At 34.6% G+C, this 22,150-nt stretch carries 26 protein-coding genes; 13 read left to right on the top strand and 13 right to left on the bottom strand.

The genetic code is table 11. The annotated features are described in order from the left end of the window. The 4 genes from ACWVCY_RS11155 to ACWVCY_RS11140 form a co-directional block, all read left to right on the top strand. The coding region (locus ACWVCY_RS11155; protein ID WP_455142903.1) for a penicillin acylase family protein at window positions 1-1,552 on the top strand (1,552 nt) is incomplete at its 5' end. Between the two features lie 14 nt (window positions 1,553-1,566). Then, window positions 1,567-2,037: a hypothetical protein gene (locus ACWVCY_RS11150; RefSeq protein ID WP_455142902.1), complete on the top strand. Its 471-nt coding sequence runs from the start codon at window positions 1,567-1,569 to the stop codon at window positions 2,035-2,037. Window positions 2,038-2,063: 26 nt separating this feature from the next. After that, window positions 2,064-2,483 carry a hypothetical protein gene (locus tag ACWVCY_RS11145; RefSeq protein ID WP_455142901.1) on the top strand — a complete coding sequence of 140 codons (420 nt, stop codon included), beginning with the start codon at window positions 2,064-2,066 and terminating at the stop codon, window positions 2,481-2,483. Window positions 2,484-2,605: 122 nt separating this feature from the next. Next, entirely contained in the window at window positions 2,606-3,877 is a 1,272-nt protein-coding gene (locus ACWVCY_RS11140) for an MFS transporter (RefSeq protein ID WP_455142900.1), read from the top strand. 71 nt (window positions 3,878-3,948) lie between these two features. Here the strand turns inward: ACWVCY_RS11140 and ACWVCY_RS11135 are convergent, their stop codons facing one another. Further along, complete coding sequence (locus ACWVCY_RS11135; RefSeq protein WP_455142899.1) at window positions 3,949-4,251, bottom strand: hypothetical protein; 303 nt, start codon at window positions 4,249-4,251, stop codon at window positions 3,949-3,951. 109 nt (window positions 4,252-4,360) lie between these two features. Between ACWVCY_RS11135 and ACWVCY_RS11130 the strand changes: the two genes are divergently transcribed. Beyond that, a complete protein-coding gene (locus ACWVCY_RS11130) occupies window positions 4,361-5,503 on the top strand; it encodes an aldo/keto reductase (protein WP_455142898.1) in 1,143 nt (380 codons plus the stop codon). Window positions 5,504-5,632: 129 nt separating this feature from the next. Next, on the top strand, window positions 5,633-6,502 hold the full coding sequence (locus ACWVCY_RS11125; RefSeq protein ID WP_455142897.1) for a GyrI-like domain-containing protein: 870 nt from the start codon (window positions 5,633-5,635) through the stop codon (window positions 6,500-6,502). On the opposite strand, the gene ACWVCY_RS11120 is transcribed toward ACWVCY_RS11125, so the two are convergent. Further along, on the bottom strand, window positions 6,499-7,713 hold the full coding sequence (locus ACWVCY_RS11120; RefSeq protein WP_455142896.1) for a hypothetical protein: 1,215 nt from the start codon (window positions 7,711-7,713) through the stop codon (window positions 6,499-6,501). The genes ACWVCY_RS11125 and ACWVCY_RS11120 overlap by 4 nt on opposite strands. Window positions 7,714-7,895: 182 nt before the next feature. Here ACWVCY_RS11120 and ACWVCY_RS11115 point away from each other — a divergent pair, with 182 nt between their 5' ends. After that, window positions 7,896-8,612, top strand: a complete 717-nt coding sequence (locus ACWVCY_RS11115; protein WP_455142895.1) for a class I SAM-dependent methyltransferase — start codon at window positions 7,896-7,898, stop codon at window positions 8,610-8,612. Between the two features lie 28 nt (window positions 8,613-8,640). Here ACWVCY_RS11115 and ACWVCY_RS11110 read toward each other — a convergent pair whose 3' ends face one another. The 8 genes from ACWVCY_RS11110 to ACWVCY_RS11075 all read right to left on the bottom strand — a co-directional run bounded on the left by ACWVCY_RS11110 (window position 8,641) and on the right by ACWVCY_RS11075 (window position 14,574). Beyond that, window positions 8,641-9,279, bottom strand: coding sequence for a hypothetical protein (locus ACWVCY_RS11110; RefSeq protein ID WP_455142894.1), 639 nt, complete (start codon window positions 9,277-9,279; stop codon window positions 8,641-8,643). A gap of 116 nt (window positions 9,280-9,395) precedes the next feature. Further along, on the bottom strand, window positions 9,396-9,983 hold the full coding sequence (locus ACWVCY_RS11105; protein ID WP_455142893.1) for a hypothetical protein: 588 nt from the start codon (window positions 9,981-9,983) through the stop codon (window positions 9,396-9,398). 12 nt (window positions 9,984-9,995) lie between these two features. Further along, on the bottom strand, window positions 9,996-11,108 hold the full coding sequence (locus ACWVCY_RS11100) for a hypothetical protein (protein WP_455142892.1): 1,113 nt from the start codon (window positions 11,106-11,108) through the stop codon (window positions 9,996-9,998). Window positions 11,109-11,137: 29 nt separating this feature from the next. Continuing rightward, the gene (locus ACWVCY_RS11095) at window positions 11,138-11,965 is read right to left on the bottom strand and encodes a Mov34/MPN/PAD-1 family protein (protein WP_455142891.1); all 828 of its coding nucleotides are present in this window, start codon (window positions 11,963-11,965) and stop codon (window positions 11,138-11,140) included. A 6-nt stretch (window positions 11,966-11,971) separates the two neighbouring features. Beyond that, window positions 11,972-12,499, bottom strand: coding sequence for a ubiquitin-conjugating enzyme E2 (locus ACWVCY_RS11090; RefSeq protein ID WP_455142890.1), 528 nt, complete (start codon window positions 12,497-12,499; stop codon window positions 11,972-11,974). A 5-nt stretch (window positions 12,500-12,504) separates the two neighbouring features. Continuing rightward, window positions 12,505-13,740, bottom strand: a complete 1,236-nt coding sequence (locus tag ACWVCY_RS11085) for a HesA/MoeB/ThiF family protein (protein WP_455142889.1) — start codon at window positions 13,738-13,740, stop codon at window positions 12,505-12,507. Window positions 13,741-13,762: 22 nt separating this feature from the next. Continuing rightward, complete coding sequence (locus ACWVCY_RS11080; protein ID WP_455142888.1) at window positions 13,763-14,116, bottom strand: hypothetical protein; 354 nt, start codon at window positions 14,114-14,116, stop codon at window positions 13,763-13,765. 107 nt (window positions 14,117-14,223) lie between these two features. After that, window positions 14,224-14,574 carry a ubiquitin-like domain-containing protein gene (locus tag ACWVCY_RS11075; RefSeq protein ID WP_455142887.1) on the bottom strand — a complete coding sequence of 117 codons (351 nt, stop codon included), beginning with the start codon at window positions 14,572-14,574 and terminating at the stop codon, window positions 14,224-14,226. A 160-nt stretch (window positions 14,575-14,734) separates the two neighbouring features. Here ACWVCY_RS11075 and ACWVCY_RS11070 point away from each other — a divergent pair, with 160 nt between their 5' ends. The 6 genes from ACWVCY_RS11070 (at window position 14,735) to ACWVCY_RS11045 (ending at window position 19,950) form a co-directional block, all read left to right on the top strand. Then, window positions 14,735-15,127: a hypothetical protein gene (locus ACWVCY_RS11070; protein WP_455142886.1), complete on the top strand. Its 393-nt coding sequence runs from the start codon at window positions 14,735-14,737 to the stop codon at window positions 15,125-15,127. A 255-nt stretch (window positions 15,128-15,382) separates the two neighbouring features. Further along, the gene (locus tag ACWVCY_RS11065; RefSeq protein WP_455142885.1) at window positions 15,383-16,531 is read left to right on the top strand and encodes a Gfo/Idh/MocA family protein; all 1,149 of its coding nucleotides are present in this window, start codon (window positions 15,383-15,385) and stop codon (window positions 16,529-16,531) included. A gap of 26 nt (window positions 16,532-16,557) precedes the next feature. Then, window positions 16,558-17,433 carry a dihydrodipicolinate synthase family protein gene (locus ACWVCY_RS11060; RefSeq protein WP_455142884.1) on the top strand — a complete coding sequence of 292 codons (876 nt, stop codon included), beginning with the start codon at window positions 16,558-16,560 and terminating at the stop codon, window positions 17,431-17,433. A 14-nt stretch (window positions 17,434-17,447) separates the two neighbouring features. Next, window positions 17,448-18,380, top strand: coding sequence for a sugar kinase (locus tag ACWVCY_RS11055; RefSeq protein WP_455142883.1), 933 nt, complete (start codon window positions 17,448-17,450; stop codon window positions 18,378-18,380). Window positions 18,381-18,385: 5 nt separating this feature from the next. Beyond that, window positions 18,386-19,186: a 3-keto-5-aminohexanoate cleavage protein gene (locus tag ACWVCY_RS11050; RefSeq protein WP_455142882.1), complete on the top strand. Its 801-nt coding sequence runs from the start codon at window positions 18,386-18,388 to the stop codon at window positions 19,184-19,186. Between the two features lie 14 nt (window positions 19,187-19,200). Then, window positions 19,201-19,950 (top strand): SDR family NAD(P)-dependent oxidoreductase, encoded by a 750-nt coding sequence (locus ACWVCY_RS11045; RefSeq protein ID WP_455142881.1) that lies wholly within the window; start codon window positions 19,201-19,203, stop codon window positions 19,948-19,950. A gap of 18 nt (window positions 19,951-19,968) precedes the next feature. On the opposite strand, the gene ACWVCY_RS11040 is transcribed toward ACWVCY_RS11045, so the two are convergent. The 3 genes from ACWVCY_RS11040 to ACWVCY_RS11030 all read right to left on the bottom strand — a co-directional run. Continuing rightward, window positions 19,969-20,745 carry an SDR family NAD(P)-dependent oxidoreductase gene (locus ACWVCY_RS11040; protein ID WP_455142880.1) on the bottom strand — a complete coding sequence of 259 codons (777 nt, stop codon included), beginning with the start codon at window positions 20,743-20,745 and terminating at the stop codon, window positions 19,969-19,971. Between the two features lie 11 nt (window positions 20,746-20,756). Then, window positions 20,757-21,887 (bottom strand): M24 family metallopeptidase, encoded by a 1,131-nt coding sequence (locus ACWVCY_RS11035; protein WP_455142879.1) that lies wholly within the window; start codon window positions 21,885-21,887, stop codon window positions 20,757-20,759. A gap of 32 nt (window positions 21,888-21,919) precedes the next feature. Next, on the bottom strand, window positions 21,920-22,150 hold a 231-nt coding region (locus ACWVCY_RS11030), incomplete at its 5' end, for an SCP2 sterol-binding domain-containing protein (protein WP_455142878.1).

Raw genomic sequence — 22,150 nt, 5'->3', positions numbered from 1 at the left:
TCGAACCACCACAGGTAAACCAATAATAGCCAATGATCCCCATATGTCCCTTGAAACTCCTTCTAGGTGGTGGTTTGTTGACATTAAATGTCCAGAATTTCATGTTAGTGGAATGACACTCCCTGGCCTTCCTGCAATTACATTGGGACGCAATGAATATCTTGCTTGGGCATTTACCAATTCACAAATTGATTTTTTGGATACCTATATAGAAACTTTCAACTCTGATTACTCTCAATACCTATACAATGGATCATGGAAAGAGTCAACAATAATTAGTGAACTTTTTTACTTAAATCCGAAAAGGACTAGCTTTGAAACACGTGAAATAATTTTAACAACTGGGGAAGGAACAAAAGGTCATGGTAAAAGACCTGTTGTCCCCCTCTTTGGGATTAATGTTAGTATACGATGGGTTGGGCATGATAGTTCCTCCTCTGCAGAAGCTCTTCGTTTATTAACTGAATCAACAGATAATACATCATTTGTAAATGCTTTAAGTTATTTTAATGTACCTGGTCAAAATGTTGTTTTTGGAGATCGATTAGGCAATATTGGGTTGTATATTACAGGAACGATCCCAATACGAAAAAATGGGTATGGTTTTGCTCCTCATGATGGATCAATTGATACCTATGAGTGGGAGGAGGAATTTGTCCCCTTTATTGAGAATTATCATAGCTTTAATCCTTCCGTGGATTATTTTGTTACCGCAAATGAGCGATTTATCCCTGAAAATTATTCTTATCATCTTGGTTGGGCATTTGCTCATGGTTATCGAGCTTCTCGAATTCATGAGATGATAAACAATAAAGCTCTTCTGGATTATGAATACATCATGACTATTCAAAGTGATGTTTACAGCAACTGGGCAGATGAAGTCCTTCCATTTATTATTTCTGAACCTTATTCATCAAATAGCTCATTTTCGGAAATAGTATCCTTACTGACTAATTGGGATATGTCTTTTTCTCTTGATTCCAGAGGAGCAGCTGTTTTTGCAGTTTGGGTAGAAAAATTTATATTTAATGTCTTGTACGATCAGCTTCCAGCTTCGTTGCTAAATTCTCTTCCATTAAAAGGAAAATTAGTAGTGAATATTCTGAATTCATCTGATAGTTCAATTTGGTACGACAATGAATTTACATCTGAAAAGACTGAGAATAAAATAGATATTATTACTCAAACGTATGAAGATACAATTTTGTTTATGCAAGAGAAATTTGGAAAGAAAAATGACCGATGGACATGGGGAAATTTGCACAAAGTTAACTTTGAACATCCAATGGGTCTAGTTATTAATTTCTTCAATGCAGGAGGTCTTCATTCCTCCCCAGGTGGGCTATACACAATCAATGTTGGAACATATAATACTAAATTCATTCAACATGATGGATCATCCTTTAGACAAATAATGGGACTAGATGAAGCATATTCTCATTATATTATCGTCCCCCCTGGACAATCAGGTCATCTGGGGTCTAAACATTACCTAGATCAAATAAAAAACTGGATTTTTGGGAAATATTACCAGCTTAAATTAATCTATTAAAGGAGACCACAAGAATGGCATATTATGAGCGTCTAATTTCAGAGGTAAAATCACTCTTCCTTTCCTTTAAACATACAATTTTTGGGGTTTTAGTATTAATAATGCTTCTTGTTTTTTCAGAATATTATACAACCCCTCTTCCCCTACTTCTTTATTTAATTGGTCTTTTTTTAATAGCATTACCAGAAATTGGGCAAAATTATCTTATATCAATCGTGAATAAATATTTAGTATTAGATATCACTGAATCAACGAATCAAAGGATTATTCTTGGATATCGATTAACAGGGTACTTGATTATACTGTTAAATTTTCTTTTGAGTCCACCAGGTGCTCCTCCCTCGTTTATTATTCCTCACTTTGCGTCTCTTGATTATTATTTTATTTTAGCACTTTGGCTTTCGATTAATCTAATAATACTACTGAATGGAATACTTTATTATCTTTTTCAGAGAATTAGATTGGCGCTGAATCAAAACGTTTAGGATTTAGAAGAATTGAGTGATTAAATATGAATAATAATGAAATATATCAATCCGGTTCTTGTAACATTGGCGAAGTAGAGATTCAACAACGGAAACGTATAGGTATGATAGGTTTAATCATATCATCTGTTTTTTACTTCTTTCATATAATATTCTCTTTTTTTTCTGGTTACAGCCCTCTTTGGGGAATTCTTATTTTTCCTCCTTCTTTAATAATGACCATTGGCTTTGTTCAAGCAAGAGAACGGTTTTGTGCTGCTTTTGGGCTTACAAATAGATATAATTTGACTGATAAACTACATCTGACACTAGAAGTAACTGATGAGGACTCAAAAAAGAGAGACAGAATAAAGTCATATTGGATAATCTTAAAATCAACTCTATACGCCCTAGCTATATCAACAAGTGCTATTATCATTAGCTTTATCTTGGTTAATTATGTCTGAGGATTCTCACTCTTGTAAATCTCCTTTTTATAATTATATTTGTCAGGAAAGACTATTTTTAAACAGAACAATTTGTAATATCAATACAGTTAAAATATCTCAGAAAAAGACGGATAACTCCAATGAAGATTAGTGGATTACTTCTTTCAGTAAGTTCATTCTCATTTCTTTCATTTTTACGGCGAGCAATTTTTTATGCTTTTTTCTATGTGTATTTACGGACATTTTTAGGTTTATCAAACACATTATCTGCCTTATTAGGAACCGCGAACCTTGCAACATCTACAGTGGGTCAATTAAAATTATGGGGGCCAAGACTTAATCGAAATCCTAGTTTAGCAAAGAAATATGTTATACGGGGGGAAATAATCGCAGGAATTGTATATTTAATCGCTTTCGCTGGGCATAAAATCCTTGTTATTGCAGAATTAAAATTTCTGGCTGCATTATTTCTCATCACTTGTACTAGCTTTCTCGAAATTTTTTGGAGTGGAAGTGATTTAGGAATACGACACCTCACTGCTGAGGCAACAGTTGGAGAAAATCGTGGAAGACTAGTTGGTACAATTGATGGTATTGGATTGATCGGTCAACTTCTTGGATTTTTAATTGGTGGGATTCTTTATCAGGATGGTTTTGGTTTTTTTAAGGGAGATATCTTTTATATTGTTGTGATTTTAATATTTGCATGCGCTTCTGTTATTTTTATTGCACCCTATAAAGGAAAGGTCGATGATAGTCTTATCTTAACAACAGGAGGGTTAAAAGAGGTACTAAAGATACCCTCTTTTGGTTACTTTATCATTGTTCTGGGAATTTTGACTATGGGGATTTCTGCGAGTAATCAAATCTTTCTTTATTATGTTACAGACCCAACAGTACTGAATTTTAGTGATGAATTATTAAGTTACCTATTAATATTCTTTTCATTCGCTGGGGGAGTAATTGCGCCAATTGGGGGAAAATTGTCCGATTTGATAGGAAGAGTTCCGATAATGATTATTTCGAGTTTTTGTGCTGCGTTCAGTTATTTTGCCTTCTTTCTCTTAGGTGAACAACCATTTATCATAATAGCTGTTATTTATGTTATTTTAGGGGCATCCTTTGCTGTTTTGCAATCTATAGCCTTTGCTTATTCTGCTGACCTCCTTCCACGTGAACTTCAAGGGACAGGATTTGGTGTATTTAATGTAACATTAGCCACAGGGTGGGGTTTAGCAGGTTTTCTTATTGGAGGACCAGTATCAGATATTTTAATCTTTTTGGGCTCTTCAAATGCTCATGCTTATCGAATTTCATTTCTTGTTTCAAGTATAATAGTCATTTTTGGAATGATCGCCTTAATAAGCATAAGAAGAGTCTCTTTATCTAGTCAACAGACTTCTCAAAGATAACTTGTTTTTAATCTTTGAATTTCAACTTGGACTTTTGGTAGGAGAGGTATTTTCAATATTAGTTCTACTAGTTATCCTTTTGTACCTAATTTTTCACCCAAGACAAGTAAAATAGGCTCTAATCCAAATAGAACAGCAGCTATCAAAGGTTCAAAATCTTGAGCACTCATTCCGAAAATCTGAAAAGGTATTATCATGAATTCTTTGCTCCCTGAAATAATATTCATCCATAACAACAGTCCTCCAGTCTGAAAGATGAACAGAGTACATAATCCCAAAATCCAATTAATATTCCTTGTTATCTTATTGTTTTTAGCTAACTTGCCTGTAATAAATCCGAAAATGAATAGAAATGGTAAATCAAATGAAAACACGTACATTCCTCTACTTAATTCTTTCTAATATTAGGTCCTTTGAAAACATTAATCTTATTATTGATTATCATTTATTTGCAGATACAGGATTTAAGGTTTGGTCGTTACAATGGAATATAGAGAACTTGGTAAAACTGGCTTAAAGGTTTTTCCATTAGGTTTTGGATGTATGAGGCTTCCTACACTTAAACCTGGGAAACCAGCAATTGATCGCGAAAAAGCAGTTAATTTAATACGTAAAGGTATAGATTCTGGGATAAATTACATCGATACTGCCTACCCCTATCATAATAAAGAATCGGAGATTGTGGTTGGACTGGCACTTAAAGATGGATATCGTGAAAAGGTAATGCTCGCTACAAAATGCCCTGTAGGAGGCCAAGATTTTACAAAAGCATCTCATTATGATAAATATCTTGAAGAACAGCTCCAAAAATTAAATGTTGATTACCTAGATTTTTATCTATTTCACGGGATAAATGGGAAGGTATTCAGAGAAAAAGTGCTTGGATTAAATTTGATCGATCATGCTGAAGCAGCTAAAAAGGCTGGAAAAATTCAACATATTGCTTTTTCATTTCATGATAAACCTGAAGTTCTCAAGGAGATCATTGATACTGGCTATTTTGAGTTGATGCTTGTTCAATATAATATTATCGATCAAGTTAATAAAGCAATGATCGCGTATGCCGCAAAAAAGGGATTAGGAGTCGCGATAATGGGGCCTGTTGGAGGTGGACGGCTTGCGGGTATCCCTCCTGCCTCAATGAATCAATGGCTCTCTGAAGAGAGGAAAAATTTTGTCGATTTAGCCCTTAAATTTGTTTTAAGTGATTCGAATGTTTCAGTGGCTCTCTCTGGAATGGGATCAGACCAAATGCTTGAAGATAATTTAGCATTAGTAACCAGAAAAGACTATAACAAGTATATTAATGATGAAAAGGTACGTATTGAAAAAATCGCAGAAAAATTCAAATCGTTATCTGATAACCTCTGTACAGGCTGTGGTTATTGTATGCCATGTCCTAATGAGGTTAATATTAAGTTAATATTTGATTATCTTATTAGATTTCAAATTTATGGACAAAAAGAAGCTAAGCGATTTTATGCAGAGATCGGGCATGTAAAATGGGCACCTGGAAAGAATGCACAAGCCTGCATCGAATGTGGTGAATGTCTTGAAAAATGCCCTCAAAATATCCCAATAATTGAACAATTGAAAGAAGCAGATCAAATTCTTGGGAATAATTAAATTAAGGAAAGGTTTTTCCATAATATCATAAGAAATTTATTAATTTATATATTCATGAATTAAGGTTATTCAGAAATTAAATTATTAAATTATTCTAGAAACAACTCTTAAAGAACAAAGGGAAATTGTATGACTGATCAACCGTTCGAATCTCGAATTGCCTTAGAAAGGTTTGTCCTAGAATCTTTAGATGATATGGTTGCATTACTGAAAGTAGTAGATCATTCTCAACGGTTAAAGATACTAACTATAATGTTAAATAAAGAAATGTCCTTCAATTTGCTACAGGAAGCAACCTCTCTTCAGAAAAGTGCGTTGAGTAACCATTTAGCTATTCTAATTAAACGAAATCTAATTGAAAAAATTGAACGTGGAGAATATAGACTGACTGAGGATGCTATTGCACTAATCATGAGTCTGGCTCAATCATATCTTGAAATAAAGGTTCGGGAACAAGAACGGTTGTTACGAATCCAAAGATTAATTGGAAAATATACAATTTATGGAGATGAGTCGAATTTGAAAGATGATTTAGATGTTAGAATTAAAACTCTCTCTCCAATGAGAGTGGCAAGTGTACAAGCGATTAGTAAAAGTCCTGAAAGTGAAGCATGGGGGAAGATGAAACCTTGGGCAGAAAAAATGGGGTTGTTAGATAATACGGAGGAATATCCAATTTTTGGTTTCAATAACCCAGATCCTTCCCCTGATAAGGAGGAATATGGATATGAGTTCTGGATAAAAATTGGGTCAGATATTGTTCCCCCCCCAGAGTTTAAGGTAAAAGAAATTAAATCAGGATTGTATGCTGTAACTACTACAAGACCTGCTATTACTGATGAAAATATCATTCCTGCTTGGAAACGTCTTGCTGAATGGGTTAAGAATAATAAGAAATATGACTTTGGCAGTCATCAATTGTTAGAAAAGCATTTAAATCCTAGGGCTCCTATTGAGGAACTCATATTGGATCTCTATTGTCCGATTAAGGAAGTTTAAGATAACACCTCTATCTCTCTTTCTTTATTCCACCATTGCCATTGGGCACGTTGTAAACGAAGTAACCACCATTCTAAACTGAAGCGAAACTCATATTTTTGCCAATTCACTGCAAGTATAACAAAGAATAAAGTATAGAGGAGACCAACTGCCATAGCAACTTCTATATTTGGTATAAGCATCCTACCTAATTCGTTTGGAATAGCAAAACCAAGATTATGAGTAAAGTAAATTGTAAGAACAATTCTACTCATAAGGATAATAGGTAGTAATGATGGATGAATTTCTCTTGTCCTGAACATTGGTTTTAAATCAAGGAGTAAAATCCCTCCAACACATGTAAGATATAGCGTTCCCATCGCAATGAAGACAAAATTCGAAGAGGCAGGATAAAAAACTGGTGTTGAGGCGTATAATTCCCGATCCATTAGCAATAAACCGATTATAAATAATATAGCTCCACTCAACAAAGGGATTTTAGCTTTTTGAACAATCTGCTCACCATTTTCATTTGGTAAGTTCATGTAAACACCAAGAATTATTGCTAATAAAGGAAACACAGCAAATGGGATTATTGGGGTCTGCCCTTCTTCAAATATCAGCCTTCTCAAAAATGACTCTAAATTCAATTCAATAGCATGAGCAAAACGGTTACTTTGGCTATAATCGTGAAATATAAGGAAAAATGTAAGAATTCCACAAATGATACCCATTAATATCAAGATTAAGAGCTTTTCAGCGTGCTCTGGTTTTGATCTTTTTTTTCGCCAAATAAATTCAAAAGAGAACAGGACAAAGATCGTTGAGAGAGAAAACATGTGAAAAAGTTCCCATGTGAGAATATACTTTAAGATTGGTCTTGAAACAACTATTGCAGTTATGAGTTCACCGATTTCAGCTATTAAAAAGAATAGAATTGCCCGTTTAATTAATCTCGAACGAGCTTCACTACGTTCTGCATCTGACTGTTTTTGAAGGAGCGAGTTCACTGAGTTGAAGGAATACCAAAATAGAAATCCAGGAGGGACAATGAATGCAATAATGATTAGCAATAAAGGCAATAATGGTAGATTTGGATACTTAGTGTCCAAACTCGAATCCCACCATAACCCAGTATGACCAATAACCATAATGAAGATTGAAAAGCCTTGAAGAAGATCAGTTGTAAGTAAATAAAACCGTGGATGATTGATAGTTTGTTGTTTAGTCATGTTTGATTCTTCTCCTTTCTCTCCTTATGAATATAAATAGAATAGAATAGATATTAAAATAGTTTTTTTATTTTCTGAAACAAGAATAATGAATTTTTTGACACGATTGATAAACCATCCTATATAATCTTCACCTAAATTAATATTAAACAAAAAATTAATCTCACATCTGGAGACGTTCAATGAGAAAATCTAATATGAATAAGGATGAAGAATATTATTCTAAGACTTTATTTGCTCAGAAGCTGAAGCGAGCATATGAGATTGCCTCCCCAAGAATACAACAATACTTAGAAGAGGAGATTAAATTTGTTCTTAATTATATTACTGCTTTTCATACAGTCTTAGAACTAGGTTGTGGATACGGTAGAGTATTGAAATACCTAGCTGAAAAAGCACATAAAGTAGTAGGGATAGATATCTCACAGGTTAATTTAGATTATGCCAAGGATTACCTCTCTGACTATAAAAATATCGAGATTCATTTAATGACAGCTAGGAAGCTCAGATTTTCTCCCCAATCGTTTGATTTAGTTATAGGAATACAAAATCCTATTTCGTCCTTCAAGATTGATCCATATACATTAATAGAAGAAAGTCTTCGTGTGACTAAACATAAAGGAAAAGTCCTTATTTCAAGTTATTCTGAAAAGATATGGAATGAAAGACTTGATTGGTTTGTTGAACAATCAAAAAAAGGATTGATAGGGGAAATTGATTTTGAAAAGACTATAGATGGAATTATTGTCTGTAAAGATGGTTTTACTGCTACTACATTTACTAAGGAGGATTTCAGTCTTCTCATCTCAGAACTCGATTTAAACGCTGAAATTGTTGAAGTAGATAACTCTAGTATCTTCTGTGTTATTAAAGTAGAGCATAAAAATAAGCTTCGGTAAAAAAACTAAGTTTGAACATCAAAATAAATTATTTTGGTTCTTTATTTTTAATTTTCATCTTAGGGATTTTTTCTGGAACCGTTGGAGGAGGAATTTTGTCTTTTGGATGTTTTTGGATAATTTTTGGTGGAGACTTATTGACGATTTGATCAGGAGTTTTCTCTTTTAGAGGTGAATGAGTAGGTGGAGGTTGACGAACTTCCTTCCCTGGAGTTTTTTCTCGAATCTGTCTTTGCAAGGGTTGGTTAATTGATCTTAACTGTTTTTTATCGTTTATTACCCCATGTTTTGAGGGAGGTCGAAAAAGATCCTCATGAACATTTTCAGGTGGATTTATTCCAGAGGTTTTGTCACGTTGATGAATAAAACCATGAGAAGAGGGTTTTTGAGAGTGATTATTATTTAAATTTCTATCATCAATAGGAGGGGGATTATTAACAGGATTAGAATCCTTTAATCGGATCTTTTGAGAACCAAAGTCAGAAGGAGGGGTTATCTGTGATTTAGGGATAGAATTCCTTTCTTGAGCTCTAGGAGGAGGTAATTTAAAGTCAGTTTCATCAGGAGTTTTGACTTTAATAGAATTCTTAGGAATAGAACCTTCACTCGGAACTTTCTCTCGAATTGAGTCCGTGGGTTTTTTCTGACGAATTTTACGTAAAGGCATCTAGTTCCTATTCCTAAAATGATTCAGCTAGAAAAGTTAATGAATTCTAATTACACAATATAACCAGAGTATTTAACCTTTAGGGAATTAGGAGGATAAATCTCCTAATCTAGTCTTTAACGACCCAATAAAAATCCTATACCTGAAAAAAGAAAAAATAAGCCATATAGAAGTCCAATTAAATCTTGTGTAAGGGAGCCAACAAAAAGGAATAGACAACCAAAGAGGAAAAAGGTAATAATTGCCGTCCATTCAGCAGAGGGTCCTCGTTCGGAATGAGCAGTTAATCTAATGAACTTATAGCGTGTAAAACTACGAATTAATAGAGCAGTAGAAACTGCAAGATAAGGGAAAGCAAGGATGGAAAGTAATGTAATTCGTAAAATAGATTCACCTCCAGCAGGTTCAATGTCAATATTAAAGGTAACTAAAGGATTTTGAGACCCAAAAGGAAAAATAAGACCCGCAGCTAACACTGCAAGTGGAATAATATTTGCAAATGAGAAAAAATAAATCTCATTCAAAGTGGCCCGATTATCAAGATAGTAAAAAATCCTCATGAAGTATATTATCGTTACTGTAATATACAACGTTAGAAAAAGCGTATTTAATGCTAATGTGTCTTCATTACGAATGAAGAAGAAGATAGTTGCAGAGGCACCCATTAATAAAATAAACCATGCAATGGAGTGTCTTGAAGGCATAATATTTCCCTACTATCGTAATTGATTTTTTTTAAACATATTTATTATCTTTTCATAATTCGTCCCAGAAAGACGAATCATTTTAGAGGTGCTAATAGATTTATTACAGCGAGAACAGATCTCTGCAACCGCGAGCCATTTTTGAAATTCATTTGCATGACTTGGATGCCTGCAATGAGGGCAGATGACAACTTGGCGGCTTGGTTCAATGGGAAATTCATAACAAAAGATACATCGAAAGTCATCTTGAGTTAGATGTTGACCTGCTGGACGTAAACTCGCCATAATTGCTGAAGTAAGTTTCTGAGCCGGCTGACGTGAGACACTAATAGCAGGAGCTACTTGAACATCTGTGTGAGACGAGCGTTGAACCCTTGCGCTTTGATTTGGTTGTATAGAGCGAGGTCTACTTGGGGTAGAGGAGCTTTCCCAAGAAAAGTACGGTCTCGATTGATCTGAAGAAGTAGTGGGACGTCTTTTCCTTGAAGGACTCAAGACAACACGACGGAAGGGAACTAGTACCACTTTCATAATATAGTAATTGATAAACAGAAATAGAGAGAGGATTACAGAAATGACCCCTATTAACTCTCCTACACCTGTTTCCCACCAGATAAATAAATAACAAATTATTAGAAGGGAATTACCCCAAATAAGAAATGCATTCGGAAAACGTCTCCGAAAAATAAAAATTGAAGAATATCTACCTGAATAGAATCGACGTAAGAAAATTAAAGTTAACCCTGATGTTGGGAGAATAAAAAGAACCCCAAAGAGGTTGAGAAATAAAAGAAATCCTTCCATTCCAATAAAGTTTAGATCAATTGTTAATTCTATAAGATCAATTTGGAAAAAGGGTTCTCCACTAATTGAAGCAAATGCTGCTATACCACTTCCAAGAAAAGCTAACAAAGTCGGGATCGAAATAAAGATAGCAGACGCAAGAGGAGCATTATAACTTCTGTAATAACGCCATTCATCTATCCATTTTATCGAAAGAATAGTAAAGAGTGTCAGATAAAGAAATGTTAAGGCAATATCTTGCGATTGACCAAATATAAAGGTAATAATAGTGAAAGTAAGGCCAATTGTGAGAATTGAAAGATAAACATTTCTCTGAACCAACGATTAAACACAATCCTTTTGATAATTGGTTAATCATGATCATATTCCAAAAACATAGCTTTTCCCTCTGAAAGTGGTAATAATGTTTCCATCAGATCAGGAAGACTTTCTAAGGAGCTATTTAAAACCTCAAATCGAGGATATTCCCAAGTACTCAGATTTTCTTTCAAACGGAATATTTTAAATCCATAAGAACGATTAGATATGCGAGTGGGATCGATTACTAAGGCAATAGGGGAAGTTAAAGGAGAGGCACTACTAGAAAGACGTTGGTATCGAACTTGAGTTTGATAATCGGTCTCACTCATGAATGCGCCGTAGGAAGGGTGGGAATGATACCAACCAAGGATAATTTGGTTTTTTTTACTACTTTCTTTGTAGACTTTAACCATACTTTGGGGATTATTGATTTGAGCGGTAATATCAGTACCATGTCCAATGGGAAAAGCATCAGTTACAATCAAACAGGCTAGAGGGGTATCAGCGTTTTCCGTGTAACCCGTTAATAGGCCAATGACCTCTATCCACTTCGTACGAGGGATTTTAGGGTGAGCATACTTAAGAGCATGTAAAGCTAGACGAATATATGCTTTAAGATGGATTTTGACTCTTATAGGATCACTTTCAGTTATCAACTCACTATAATCTGTAAGTCCTAGATCAACAGCTTCCTGAGATTCATTAGGTGTTAATGGAATCACTTGATCGAGTGATGTAGGAAGTTCTTGATGGAGATCAGAAGGAGGGAACTTTAAGGTAAGAGTAAATTTATCAGGATCAAATTGAAATGCCAAATCCCTCAATAACACTTCAAAGAGATTTCCAGTGTCTTGAGTACGTTTTTTCTTAGATGGCATTAATTCTCACCACTTATCCTTAGCATATTTTTTTGTTACCTCATGCGCCTTCTTCTTGAAGTTGTTTTTATCTTGAAGATATTCCATGGCAGCTTTCTTATTAAAAACATCATGAGGATTAGTATAGGCCTCATCAATATTGAACATAGCCAAAATTGAATAAATAACTGTTGTAATATTTTTTGAAGGAGACCACCCTTGAGTTTTACCGACAAGATCAGGATCAACAATTCCAAGACAGATATTTCTCTTTCCTGCATATTCATCTGGTTTTGGCCAGAAATTTGGATGCCAAATTGGCGTATGAAGCCGTACAAAAGGTGGAGAATATGGATAGTTGGAACCAAATTTTATTTCTAGTTTAAACTTCCCTTTCTCATAGGGTGTACCTTTTGGTCCTTCCAATAAAACAGCTAAATGTTCAACAGATTTTTTTTCCCCTGGAAATGCTTTAAGCTGTTGGATTACTTTTTGTTTATATAGCGTTTTTAGTTGATTATAATCATCTGCTATTCGTTTCATACGGATTGACATAAGTTTTATACCTCAATTTTAAATTGTAAATAAATCGATGAGCCATCCTCAAATCCAGAAATAAAAACTGTCTCATAATCCCGAATTTTTGCATTAGTAAATGTTAGAGATGGATCAATTTCCACAACATTCGAAGAATCAATCTTAAAAAGGGTTGGGGGAAATTCCTGATCAATAGGAAGATTTTTCTCAGAAGCTATCTGTTTCAATGTTTGAGCAACAGTATAAGAACTTTTAACCTTGATTTTATACAAGGGTGTGCGATTAGACCCACACATTTCACATTTAGGATTGGGAGATTTCTCTAATTCATAGAATTTCCCAGTCAATCCATTATATATAAGATAATTAAGTTGTAAAGTTCCTAGCTTACTCTCAGAAGAACTATGAAGATGATGAAGGATTTTTACTGCTTCTTGAGACTGAAGTGATGCCATAACAGCATTGATTGTTATCACTGTAGGTTCATGGTTATCAATAATCTGAATAATTTGATTTGTTGTGAAAGGGATGCTTTGAGGGAAATATTCTTGAAGGAGTTTATTAGCATAGTTTTGAATTTCACTGATCTCTGTGGTATTCTTAACATTGACTGGGCGGCCATGGTCTTGTTCAAATTGAAGCTGACCTTTAAGAATACAATGAGCAGGACGACGAGGAATACCAACGAGTGTACAAGCTCCTAATTGGTCTTGTTCTCTCTCTGTCAATGGATCGCATTCTAAACAGGCATTTTTAAACGGCCAGATGACATATACATGTCCATTATACGCAGCTGTACCTGCATCAATCATTGGTTTTCTATTATGTATAGCTCGTCGATTGAGTTCTACTCGTGCTTCAATAGAGTCTAAACCAGCAATATATAGATCTACTTCTTGAAAAATATATGGGGGGAGATCTTGTAGAGATGAATGAAAAGCGTCAACTTGAATAAAGGGATTAATTTCTTTCAGTTTTTTAGCAGCCCATTTTGCCTTAGAAGTTCCTTCAGGGGCATCAATAAATAAAATTTGGCGATTCAGATTTGAATATTCAGTGGTATCAAGATCAACAAGGATCAGATGACCAACACCTACCATAGCAAGGTTCTTGGCAACTTCTACACCTAATCCTCCAATTCCGATAATGAGAACCTTGCTTCTTTTTAGTAAATCTTGATTCCATCCTGGTAAGCGGAATTGTCTGTCAAACCGTTCCTTTTCTTTTTTACTGAGAATATTACTCTCAAAATTTGACATCTGAATCAGCCTCATTGATAAATTAGCCTGCTGTGCTTACAGGGATGATTAACACCTCTAAACCATCTTCTAAATCATAATTAGATAAAACATCATCAGAATCCATGGTCCGCCCACTGACTGACAAATGAAAATCCTGAGGATCTAATCCGAAAATCTCGCCTAAAGTGGCCGCAAGCTCCTTTACCGCCATATCAGGATCAACAGTAAGTTTTTCTAACTTTTCCCCAGGGCCAATCGTGGAGCGAAAGAATAAAGTAATTCTGGATCCTTTGGGACGCTTTGATTGAGGGATTTTCTCTTGAATAGATGGAATTTGCTCATCTTTTTCTTCTTCGGGTTCATCAAACTCATCAAAATCTTCATGTTCAGACATTTTTACATCAAACCTTAGTAAAGTACTTCTTTCAGAAGAATTTATTAGAAAACCTAATTTAAAAAATAGCTGATTTAAACCCAAAGAAAAAAATTAGCTGGCAAAAATTAGCCAGCTGTAGAATGTGGGATTAATAATACTTCATCGCCATTGTCGATACCATAATCACCAATGGGTGAATCTTCAGCAAGAGTACGACCTGCATGAGAAAGATGAAAATCATCAGGACTCAAACCAAAGATATTGGCTAAAGTATCTCGAACTTCACGGACGGGGGTTTTTTCTCCCACGGAAATCTTTTCTGTTCGTTCAGGACCTACCGTAGACTTAAAGAAAATGTTTTTCTTTGGACCGGCATTTAATCCTAATCCTGCAGGGGTTTTAGCTTGGGCAGGTGTTTTAGATTTTATCTCGTTTTTTTGTTCTAGATCGAAATCTAGATCTTCAAAGTCACTCATATTTTTTCACATCATTTTCGGGGTTTTTTGGTTGTTTTTTTCCTTGATAGGAAAACCATGTAAAATACGTACCACATATTTTATAAACCTTACGAAATATACGTAACATACAGAAAATTTATATAATTGTTTTTCATATTTATTATTGGTAGGCATTTCGATGATCAAAGAGGCCCAGAACATCAAAATTTCAGCACGTGCATGGAATTTACTCCGCTGGGCAAAGATGAAGTTAAAAGTTAAGACTTATAGCGATGTCATTATTAAATTAGATCAACAGCTTCAATCAACTCCTCAGTTAGTTCAAAATTCTCTCAAAGATTTTAATAAAGATCGTCATAAGATCAGTGTAAAGGTTCCAGAGGATGAGGGATCCAGTAATTCTATTGAAAAACCAAAAACAATTATTTTAACCACAGCTGCCCATGATATCTTATTTCGAATTAAAGTTGAAAGTAGTGAATCTGCGTATACCTTTTCTGATGCTATTGATTTCTTAATTCAACAAAATAGTAAGATTTTGGATGAAATTCCTAATTGGTTGAAGGATTAGTATTGTATTTGAAAACTGTATTCTAAGCTATTTCTGAAGTGATATTTCCTATTAAGAGCATATTTATGTCTTAATCTTACTTTCTCGAAGAATAAAAGGAGTTCTCTCTAGGATATTTTATCTTGGCAAATTATATGAATATGATAGTAAAAATGAATTGGACACTTATTTGGAGCTGAAAAAAGTAAAAAAAAGGTAGTATTATCCTTTCTAAAGTATTCATAAAAATGAAAATAATGGATTTGAGTTGATTCAATGGATTATGTAAACTTTGGAATCATTGGATGCGGTACAGCTGCTGGGTTTCACATACTTGGAGTAAAAAATCAACCAGAAGTGAAATTGAAATTTGTGGCTGCCCATGATGTCGATGAAAAAAATTTAAAGAGGTTTACACGAAGACATAAGATCACAGCTTACACTGAATTAGAAAATTTTTTGCAAAGCGACGAATTTGAGGCGGTACTCATCACTGTTCCTCATTATCTTCATGCTCCAATCACTAAACAGGCAGCTGATGCTGGAAAGCATGTACTCTGTGAGAAACCTATGGCTCCTACTTTAGAAGAATGTGATACAATGATACAAGCTACTAAAGAAGCAGGAGTAAAATTTATGATTGCAGAGAATCATCGCTTCCTACCAGCTCATCAATATATCAAAAAAGTTCTGGTAAAAGGGTTACTGGGAGATGTGTATCTTGGAAGGACATATGAAGGAGCCTTTTGTGAATCATCACAATTTTTAGACCCTAATACATGGAATTTTCGATTTGATACAGGAGGAGGGGGGGTTGTAGCTGACCAAGGAGTTCATAAATTTAGTATTCTAAATTGGTTTTTAGGAGAGGTTGACTATGCTCAATGTTGGTGTGGTAAGGCCTTTAACAGTCCTGAGATAAAAGGAGAAGACAATGCGATTATTTTATTACATTACAAGAGTGGAGCAATGATTGATGTTTCAGTTTCCTCTACAACGATTCATCCTTTAAATAATAATTTAGAATTACATGGCACAATAGGCACCCTTTTAGAGGATCATTCATGGAATGATCCATTAAAGATATTTTCTTCTCATAATGAAGCTGAAAAAAAGGGGGAGTATTATATTCCTAGTGAATATTTTGAACATGGACCTTATCCGAAATACTACACAATATCTGCTCGTTATGAGGATACTCATTTTGCAGAGTGTATCCTTAACGGAAAAAAACCCGAATTTACTCCTGAACAGGCAAAGAATGCTGTTGCGGTTGTTCTCTTAGCATACTTATCCGCTAAAAATGGACGAATAACATATATGGATGAATTAATGGAAATCTATAATACTATTGGTACGCAAAATGTTTTAGAAAACCTTGCTGATGTTATTCACCATAATTATAATCAAATACATTGGTCTTGATAGTAGAGAAGCTAGGTGGATCTATATTGCAAAGATTTCAGGTAGCAATTATTACTCCCTTTAAAATCGATGGAACAATCGATTATGACTATTTTGGCCTTTTTTTACCATTATTAGAAAAAAATAATGTTGATACAGTTATTGCATTTGCTACTAATGGCGAGGGACCCTCACTTTCCCTTCAGGAGGTTGAAAAGGCTCTTCGTGCTGTTTTGGATAGTTCTGGAAATATGGAAGTTTTTATGGGTGTTTTTCAGACTAATATTCCTGAAGTTAAAGAATATATAAAAATCGCAACAAATTATTCCATTTCAGGTGTTCTTCTTGTTCCTCCCTTCTATTTTAAAACCTTGGATGACGATGGGTTGTTTAATTATTTCTCTAAAATTTTAGAGGCTTCTTCTCTTCCAATTGTTTTATACAATATTCCAAAATATACTGGCATTCCTTTATCTCAAACTTTAATAGGTCAATTAACCAATTATTCTCAATTAATTGGGATAAAAGATTCTTCAGGTGATATAGGACAAACCAAACGTTATCTTCACGCATTCCCTCAACTTAAAATCTATTCAGGGAGTGATGCATTGATTTATGATTCTCTCCAAATTGGCTGTCATGGAGTAATTACTGCTCTCGCTAATGCTTTCCCTCAAGCGTTTCATGAACTGATTCAGTTGACATCAAACAAATCATTAGATAAAGCTAAGGAATTGCAGAATTGGATAACAACTATACGAAGTATAACTAAACAATATCCACAAATTGCTAGTATCAAATATTGTATGGAAAAATATCTTAAATTACCTCCAACCTTCGTTAGACCACCACTAATCAATTTAAATCAACAACAAAAGAAAAAAATGATTTATTCGTTAGATAGGATTATTATGAAGAGCTAAGAGCGTGAATCTTTGTGGATCTGATTAGTATTGGAGAATGTATGATAGAATTTTATTCAGAACCTCAACTTGGGGAAAATATTTACATTCAAGGATTTGGTGGGGATACTCTCAATGTTCTTGTTGCAGCAGCTCGTTTAGGAACATCGGTAGCTTTTTTGACAAAAGTAGGGGATGATCAATTCAGCCAATACCTGTTGAAATCATGGGAACAGGAAAATATAAATACCTCATTAATTAAACAGGTTAAAGATTCATTTTCTGGAATTTATTTTATAAACTTAGATGAAAAAAAGGAACGAAGTTTTGTATATTATCGAAAGGGTAGTGCTGCAAGCAAATTGCAACCTAATGATATTGATTTTTCACTGATAAGTAATTGCAAGATATTATATACCTCGGGGATAACTCAGGCCCTTTCGAAAAGTAATCGAGAGACTATTAAGCAAGTATTTGAAGAATTTAAGAAAAAAAATCCAAAAAAGATCATTGCATATGATCCGAATTTTAGAGAAAAATTATGGTTTGATCAACCAAATGAGGCTCAAAAAGCACAAGAAGAACTACTTCCTTTTATAGACTTAGTTCTGCCGAGTTATCCAGCTGATGCCATTTTGTCTCAATCAATAAGTTCTCAAGAAATGATTGATTATTATACTATTAATAATATTAAAACAGTTATTATTAAGCTAGGAGAGGAAGGGTGTTTATATACATTAAACCAAGGAAAGTCAATTCAACATTTTTCTGCTTTAAAAGTCTCCCAGATAGTAGATACAACTGGAGCAGGAGATGCATTTAATGGTGGGGTACTCTCTGGAATTTTAAAAGGCTATTCTATACCTGATGCTATTAAATTAGGGACTATAGTAGCTGGGTTAAAAATTCAGGGGAAAGGAGCCATTAATCCTCTTCCTAGACTAGATGAAGTTACAAAATTTTGGTGAAGAATATGGAAAACCAATCGGAATTTATATTGACTGCAACAACTGCTAATTCTTGGATTTATCCAACAGTAAACAATTGGTCTACTACAGTAGAGGGTTTGATCAAAGATGCCGTGCAATGTGCTGAAGCTGGTGCTGCAGTCGTACATGTACATCTGACCCGAGGATATGAAATTGAAATTGTAAAACAAATTCGTGAACAAACTGATGTAATTATACAGGCAGGAATGTCTAGTGATATAATTCCAGACCGAACAGGTGACTTTGAAGCTAGACCAGACCTAATGAGTGTCATATTAAATCATCATGATGAACATTTCACTGAATTATCATTAAATAGATTACATCCTCGCGATGAATTAGAAGAATATTGTGATAAATTGAAGGATTACAAAATAAAGCCAGAATGGGAAGTTTGGCATACTGGGTCCTATTACAACTTAAATTTTCTAATAAACAAAAAATTAACTGATCCTCCATATATTTTGACATTATTTTTCAATTGGCCTGGAGGAACATGGTCTCCTCCAACTCCTGATGAATATTATCATCGTGTAAAATATTCGCCAAAAAATTCTGTGCATACAGTCAGTATAATGGGTAAAGAGCAAATTAAAATAGCAACTCTGGCAATTATAAATGGAGGGAATGTAAGAGTAGGTACAGAAGATTTTCCATTTTTAGCACAAGGTATTCCTGCAAAAAATAACGCAGAAATCGTATCAAGGATGCTTAAATTAGCAAAAAACCTGGGAAGAGAAATTGCTGATCCATCCGAAGCAAGAGAAATATTAGGAATAAAATAGAGTAATGAGGAGTAATGATGAAGTTAAAAGGAAAAGTAGCAATAATAACAGGAGCAGGAGCTGGTATAGGGGAAGCAACAGCACTTTTATTTGCCAAAGAAGGGGCAAGTATCTGCTGTAACTCATTAACCACCTCTGGTTCTCGTGTTGCAGAAAAGATAAATGAAATGGGTAATTCAGCGTTTTTTGTACAAGGAGATGTTTCGGAATTAGAAGTTTGTAAGAGAATAATCGAAGAAACAATTGATCAATATACGAAGCTTGACATCCTATTTAATAATGCTGGAATTGTTATTCCAGGAAGTATTGATACTCTAACATTAGAAGAATGGGATAGAACAATGAATGTTAATCTTTGTTCAATCTATCTGATGTCAAGATATGCAATTCAATATTTAAAAGATTCAAAAGGTACAATAATCAATACAGCCTCATCTGTAGCTTTAAAGGGAGTGAAAAACAGAGCAGCTTATACAGCGTCTAAAGGAGCAATTCTCTCACTAACTAGAGCCATGGCCATGGATTATATAAACGATGGGATTAGAGTGAATTGTATTTGTCCAGGAACAACAGATACTCCCTCTCTTGCAAAACGACTCTCTCAATTAGCTGATCCCATTGCTGCCCGTCAAGAATTCATAGCACGTCAACCGATGAAACGTTTTGGAACATCTGAAGAAATTGCTGAAGGAGTTCTTTATCTCGCTCTAGCAGAATTTTGTACAGGTATTTCTTTGTCTGTTGATGGTGGAATGACAATATAACTTTTTTCCTTTTTAGTTCTACCTCGTGGTCCATCCACCATCAATTCTGAGGTCTGAACCAGTAATATACGAAGAAGCATCACTAGCTAAAAAAAGTATGCCTTCTGCTACCTCTTCGGGTTCAGCCCAACGACCTAATACTCCTTCTTTTTCAAATTCAGCCTTAATAACTTCGAATGGTACACCACGGTCTTCTGCTTGTTTTTTTACATCACTTCTAAGCATAGGGGTATCCGTAGCTCCAGGTGATACACTATTTACTCTAATATTATAAGGAGCAAGATCTAGTGCTAGAGCCCGTGTAAACCCTAAAACCCCCGCTTTTGTAGAACAGTAATTTGCATGATTCACCTGCCCGATATGAGCAGCAACGGAGGCCAATGTGATGATTGATCCCGATTTTTGACTTTTAAAATGGGGAATAGCGAACTTACAGCAATAAAACAATCCTTTCATGTTTACACTAATTATTAGATCATAATCAGCGTCTGAGAATTCTTCGATTGGCCCAACCCGAACTACCCCTGCATTTGCAATCAACACATCAATTCTACCATGACTTTGAATAATAGCATTTATTTGTTCTTTAACCTGGATAGGGTTAGTTACATCTACTTTCTGAATTGTAATCCTTTTATTTTTATTTGGGATTAATGAAAGAGTTTCTTTCAATCCTAATTCGTTAATATCTGAAAGAGATAATATAGCTCCTTCCTTTGCTGCTAATATAGCAGTGGCACGACCAATACCAGAAGCAGCACCCGTCAACATAATTATCTTATCTTTTAATTTCATAAAACTCACCATTATTTTACAAAAATTGTTTTATCAAGAGTAGAAAGTCGCTTACATCCAGTAGAAGTTACTTGATAACAATCTTCAACCCCTATCAACCCTAAATTAGCTACTGGATGCCAAACTTCAATATCACAAACCATATTAGCTTGGAAGGGAGATTCCAATTTATGAATAGCAGAGAAGATATGAGTCTCTTCAACTTCTAATCCAATACTATGACAAGTGGGGTGAATTCGTGCGAATTTCGATAAAGTTTTGGAAAAATTTCGGGCTGCTTTAAATACTGAGCCTGGGTCCACACCTGGTTTAATTTCGTTAACACAAAATTCTTGAACCTTAATAACACGGTCTAAAATCTCTTCTATGCCATCAGGTACACTACCAATTACCATATGTCGGCTTATATCACTTACATAGCCTTTCCAGACAGCTCCAAAATCAAATCGTGTTACATCTCCAGGTTTAACTTGTATTCCAATTCCTGGTGCTTCAGGGTCAGACGAACCAATGCCTAAAGTTAAATGATCCCATCCTTCGGCTCCTGAAGATATAATAGTACTTCTAGCTAATTTTAACAAATCATTATCGGTAATTCCATCATAAGATGCCTCAATACATGCTAGAATAGCCTTTTCAGAAATTTCAGTTGATTTCTTAATTCTTTGAATTTCTTCTGTAGACTTTATAAGTCGCATTTCAAGAAAAACAGGGTCTGCTTCAACAAACTTACTATTAGGAAATTTTTTTTGTAAATATTCGGATTGATAACGTGGCATGGTTGATTCAAGAGCAATGGTTTTTCCAGATAATTGCCAACTAGTGATTAACTGCTCTACCTCCTTTAATGCATGAATAGGAGATAACACACCGTGAGCATTACTTGATTTAATCCAAGAATAATGATCCAAGCTAGCAAAAACCATCCAATAAATTAAATCTACTTCCCCTGTTTCTTGAATCAACGAAAGGAAAGGATATTGGTTCCTTAAAGCCCAAAGGATGGGATTATTAGCTACATGAAGGGTTGGGAGTCCAGTTGTATAAAAAACATTTTCTCCTGAAGAACCGATAAGAAGGTCAATTTCATGTTTTTTCAGTATTTTTGCTGTTCTTTCTCTATTATAACCAATTGGATCCATTATTTGTCTCCTTCATTAATTAAAAGAGGATTTCATTCCTCATCCTCATAATCCATAAAAATTTCCAATCTTTGTAGATCAGCTGGGCTTCCTTTTGGTTGAAGTTCCCCTTCCATAAACGATTCCATAGGATCAATTTCTCCTGTAAGAATCCCATAAAATATATCTGAATTTACGGTTAGACTCATATCAGGATTGTCAATTTTATGTTCTTCTAATCTAGCTTTTTTGTTTTCAAATATCATTACAACCGAGTAATTTAT

This window comes from Candidatus Hodarchaeum mangrovi, assembly GCF_975850365.1.
Note: the sequence above shows the minus strand (reverse complement) of the source record. Positions and strands in the feature narration are given on the sequence as shown.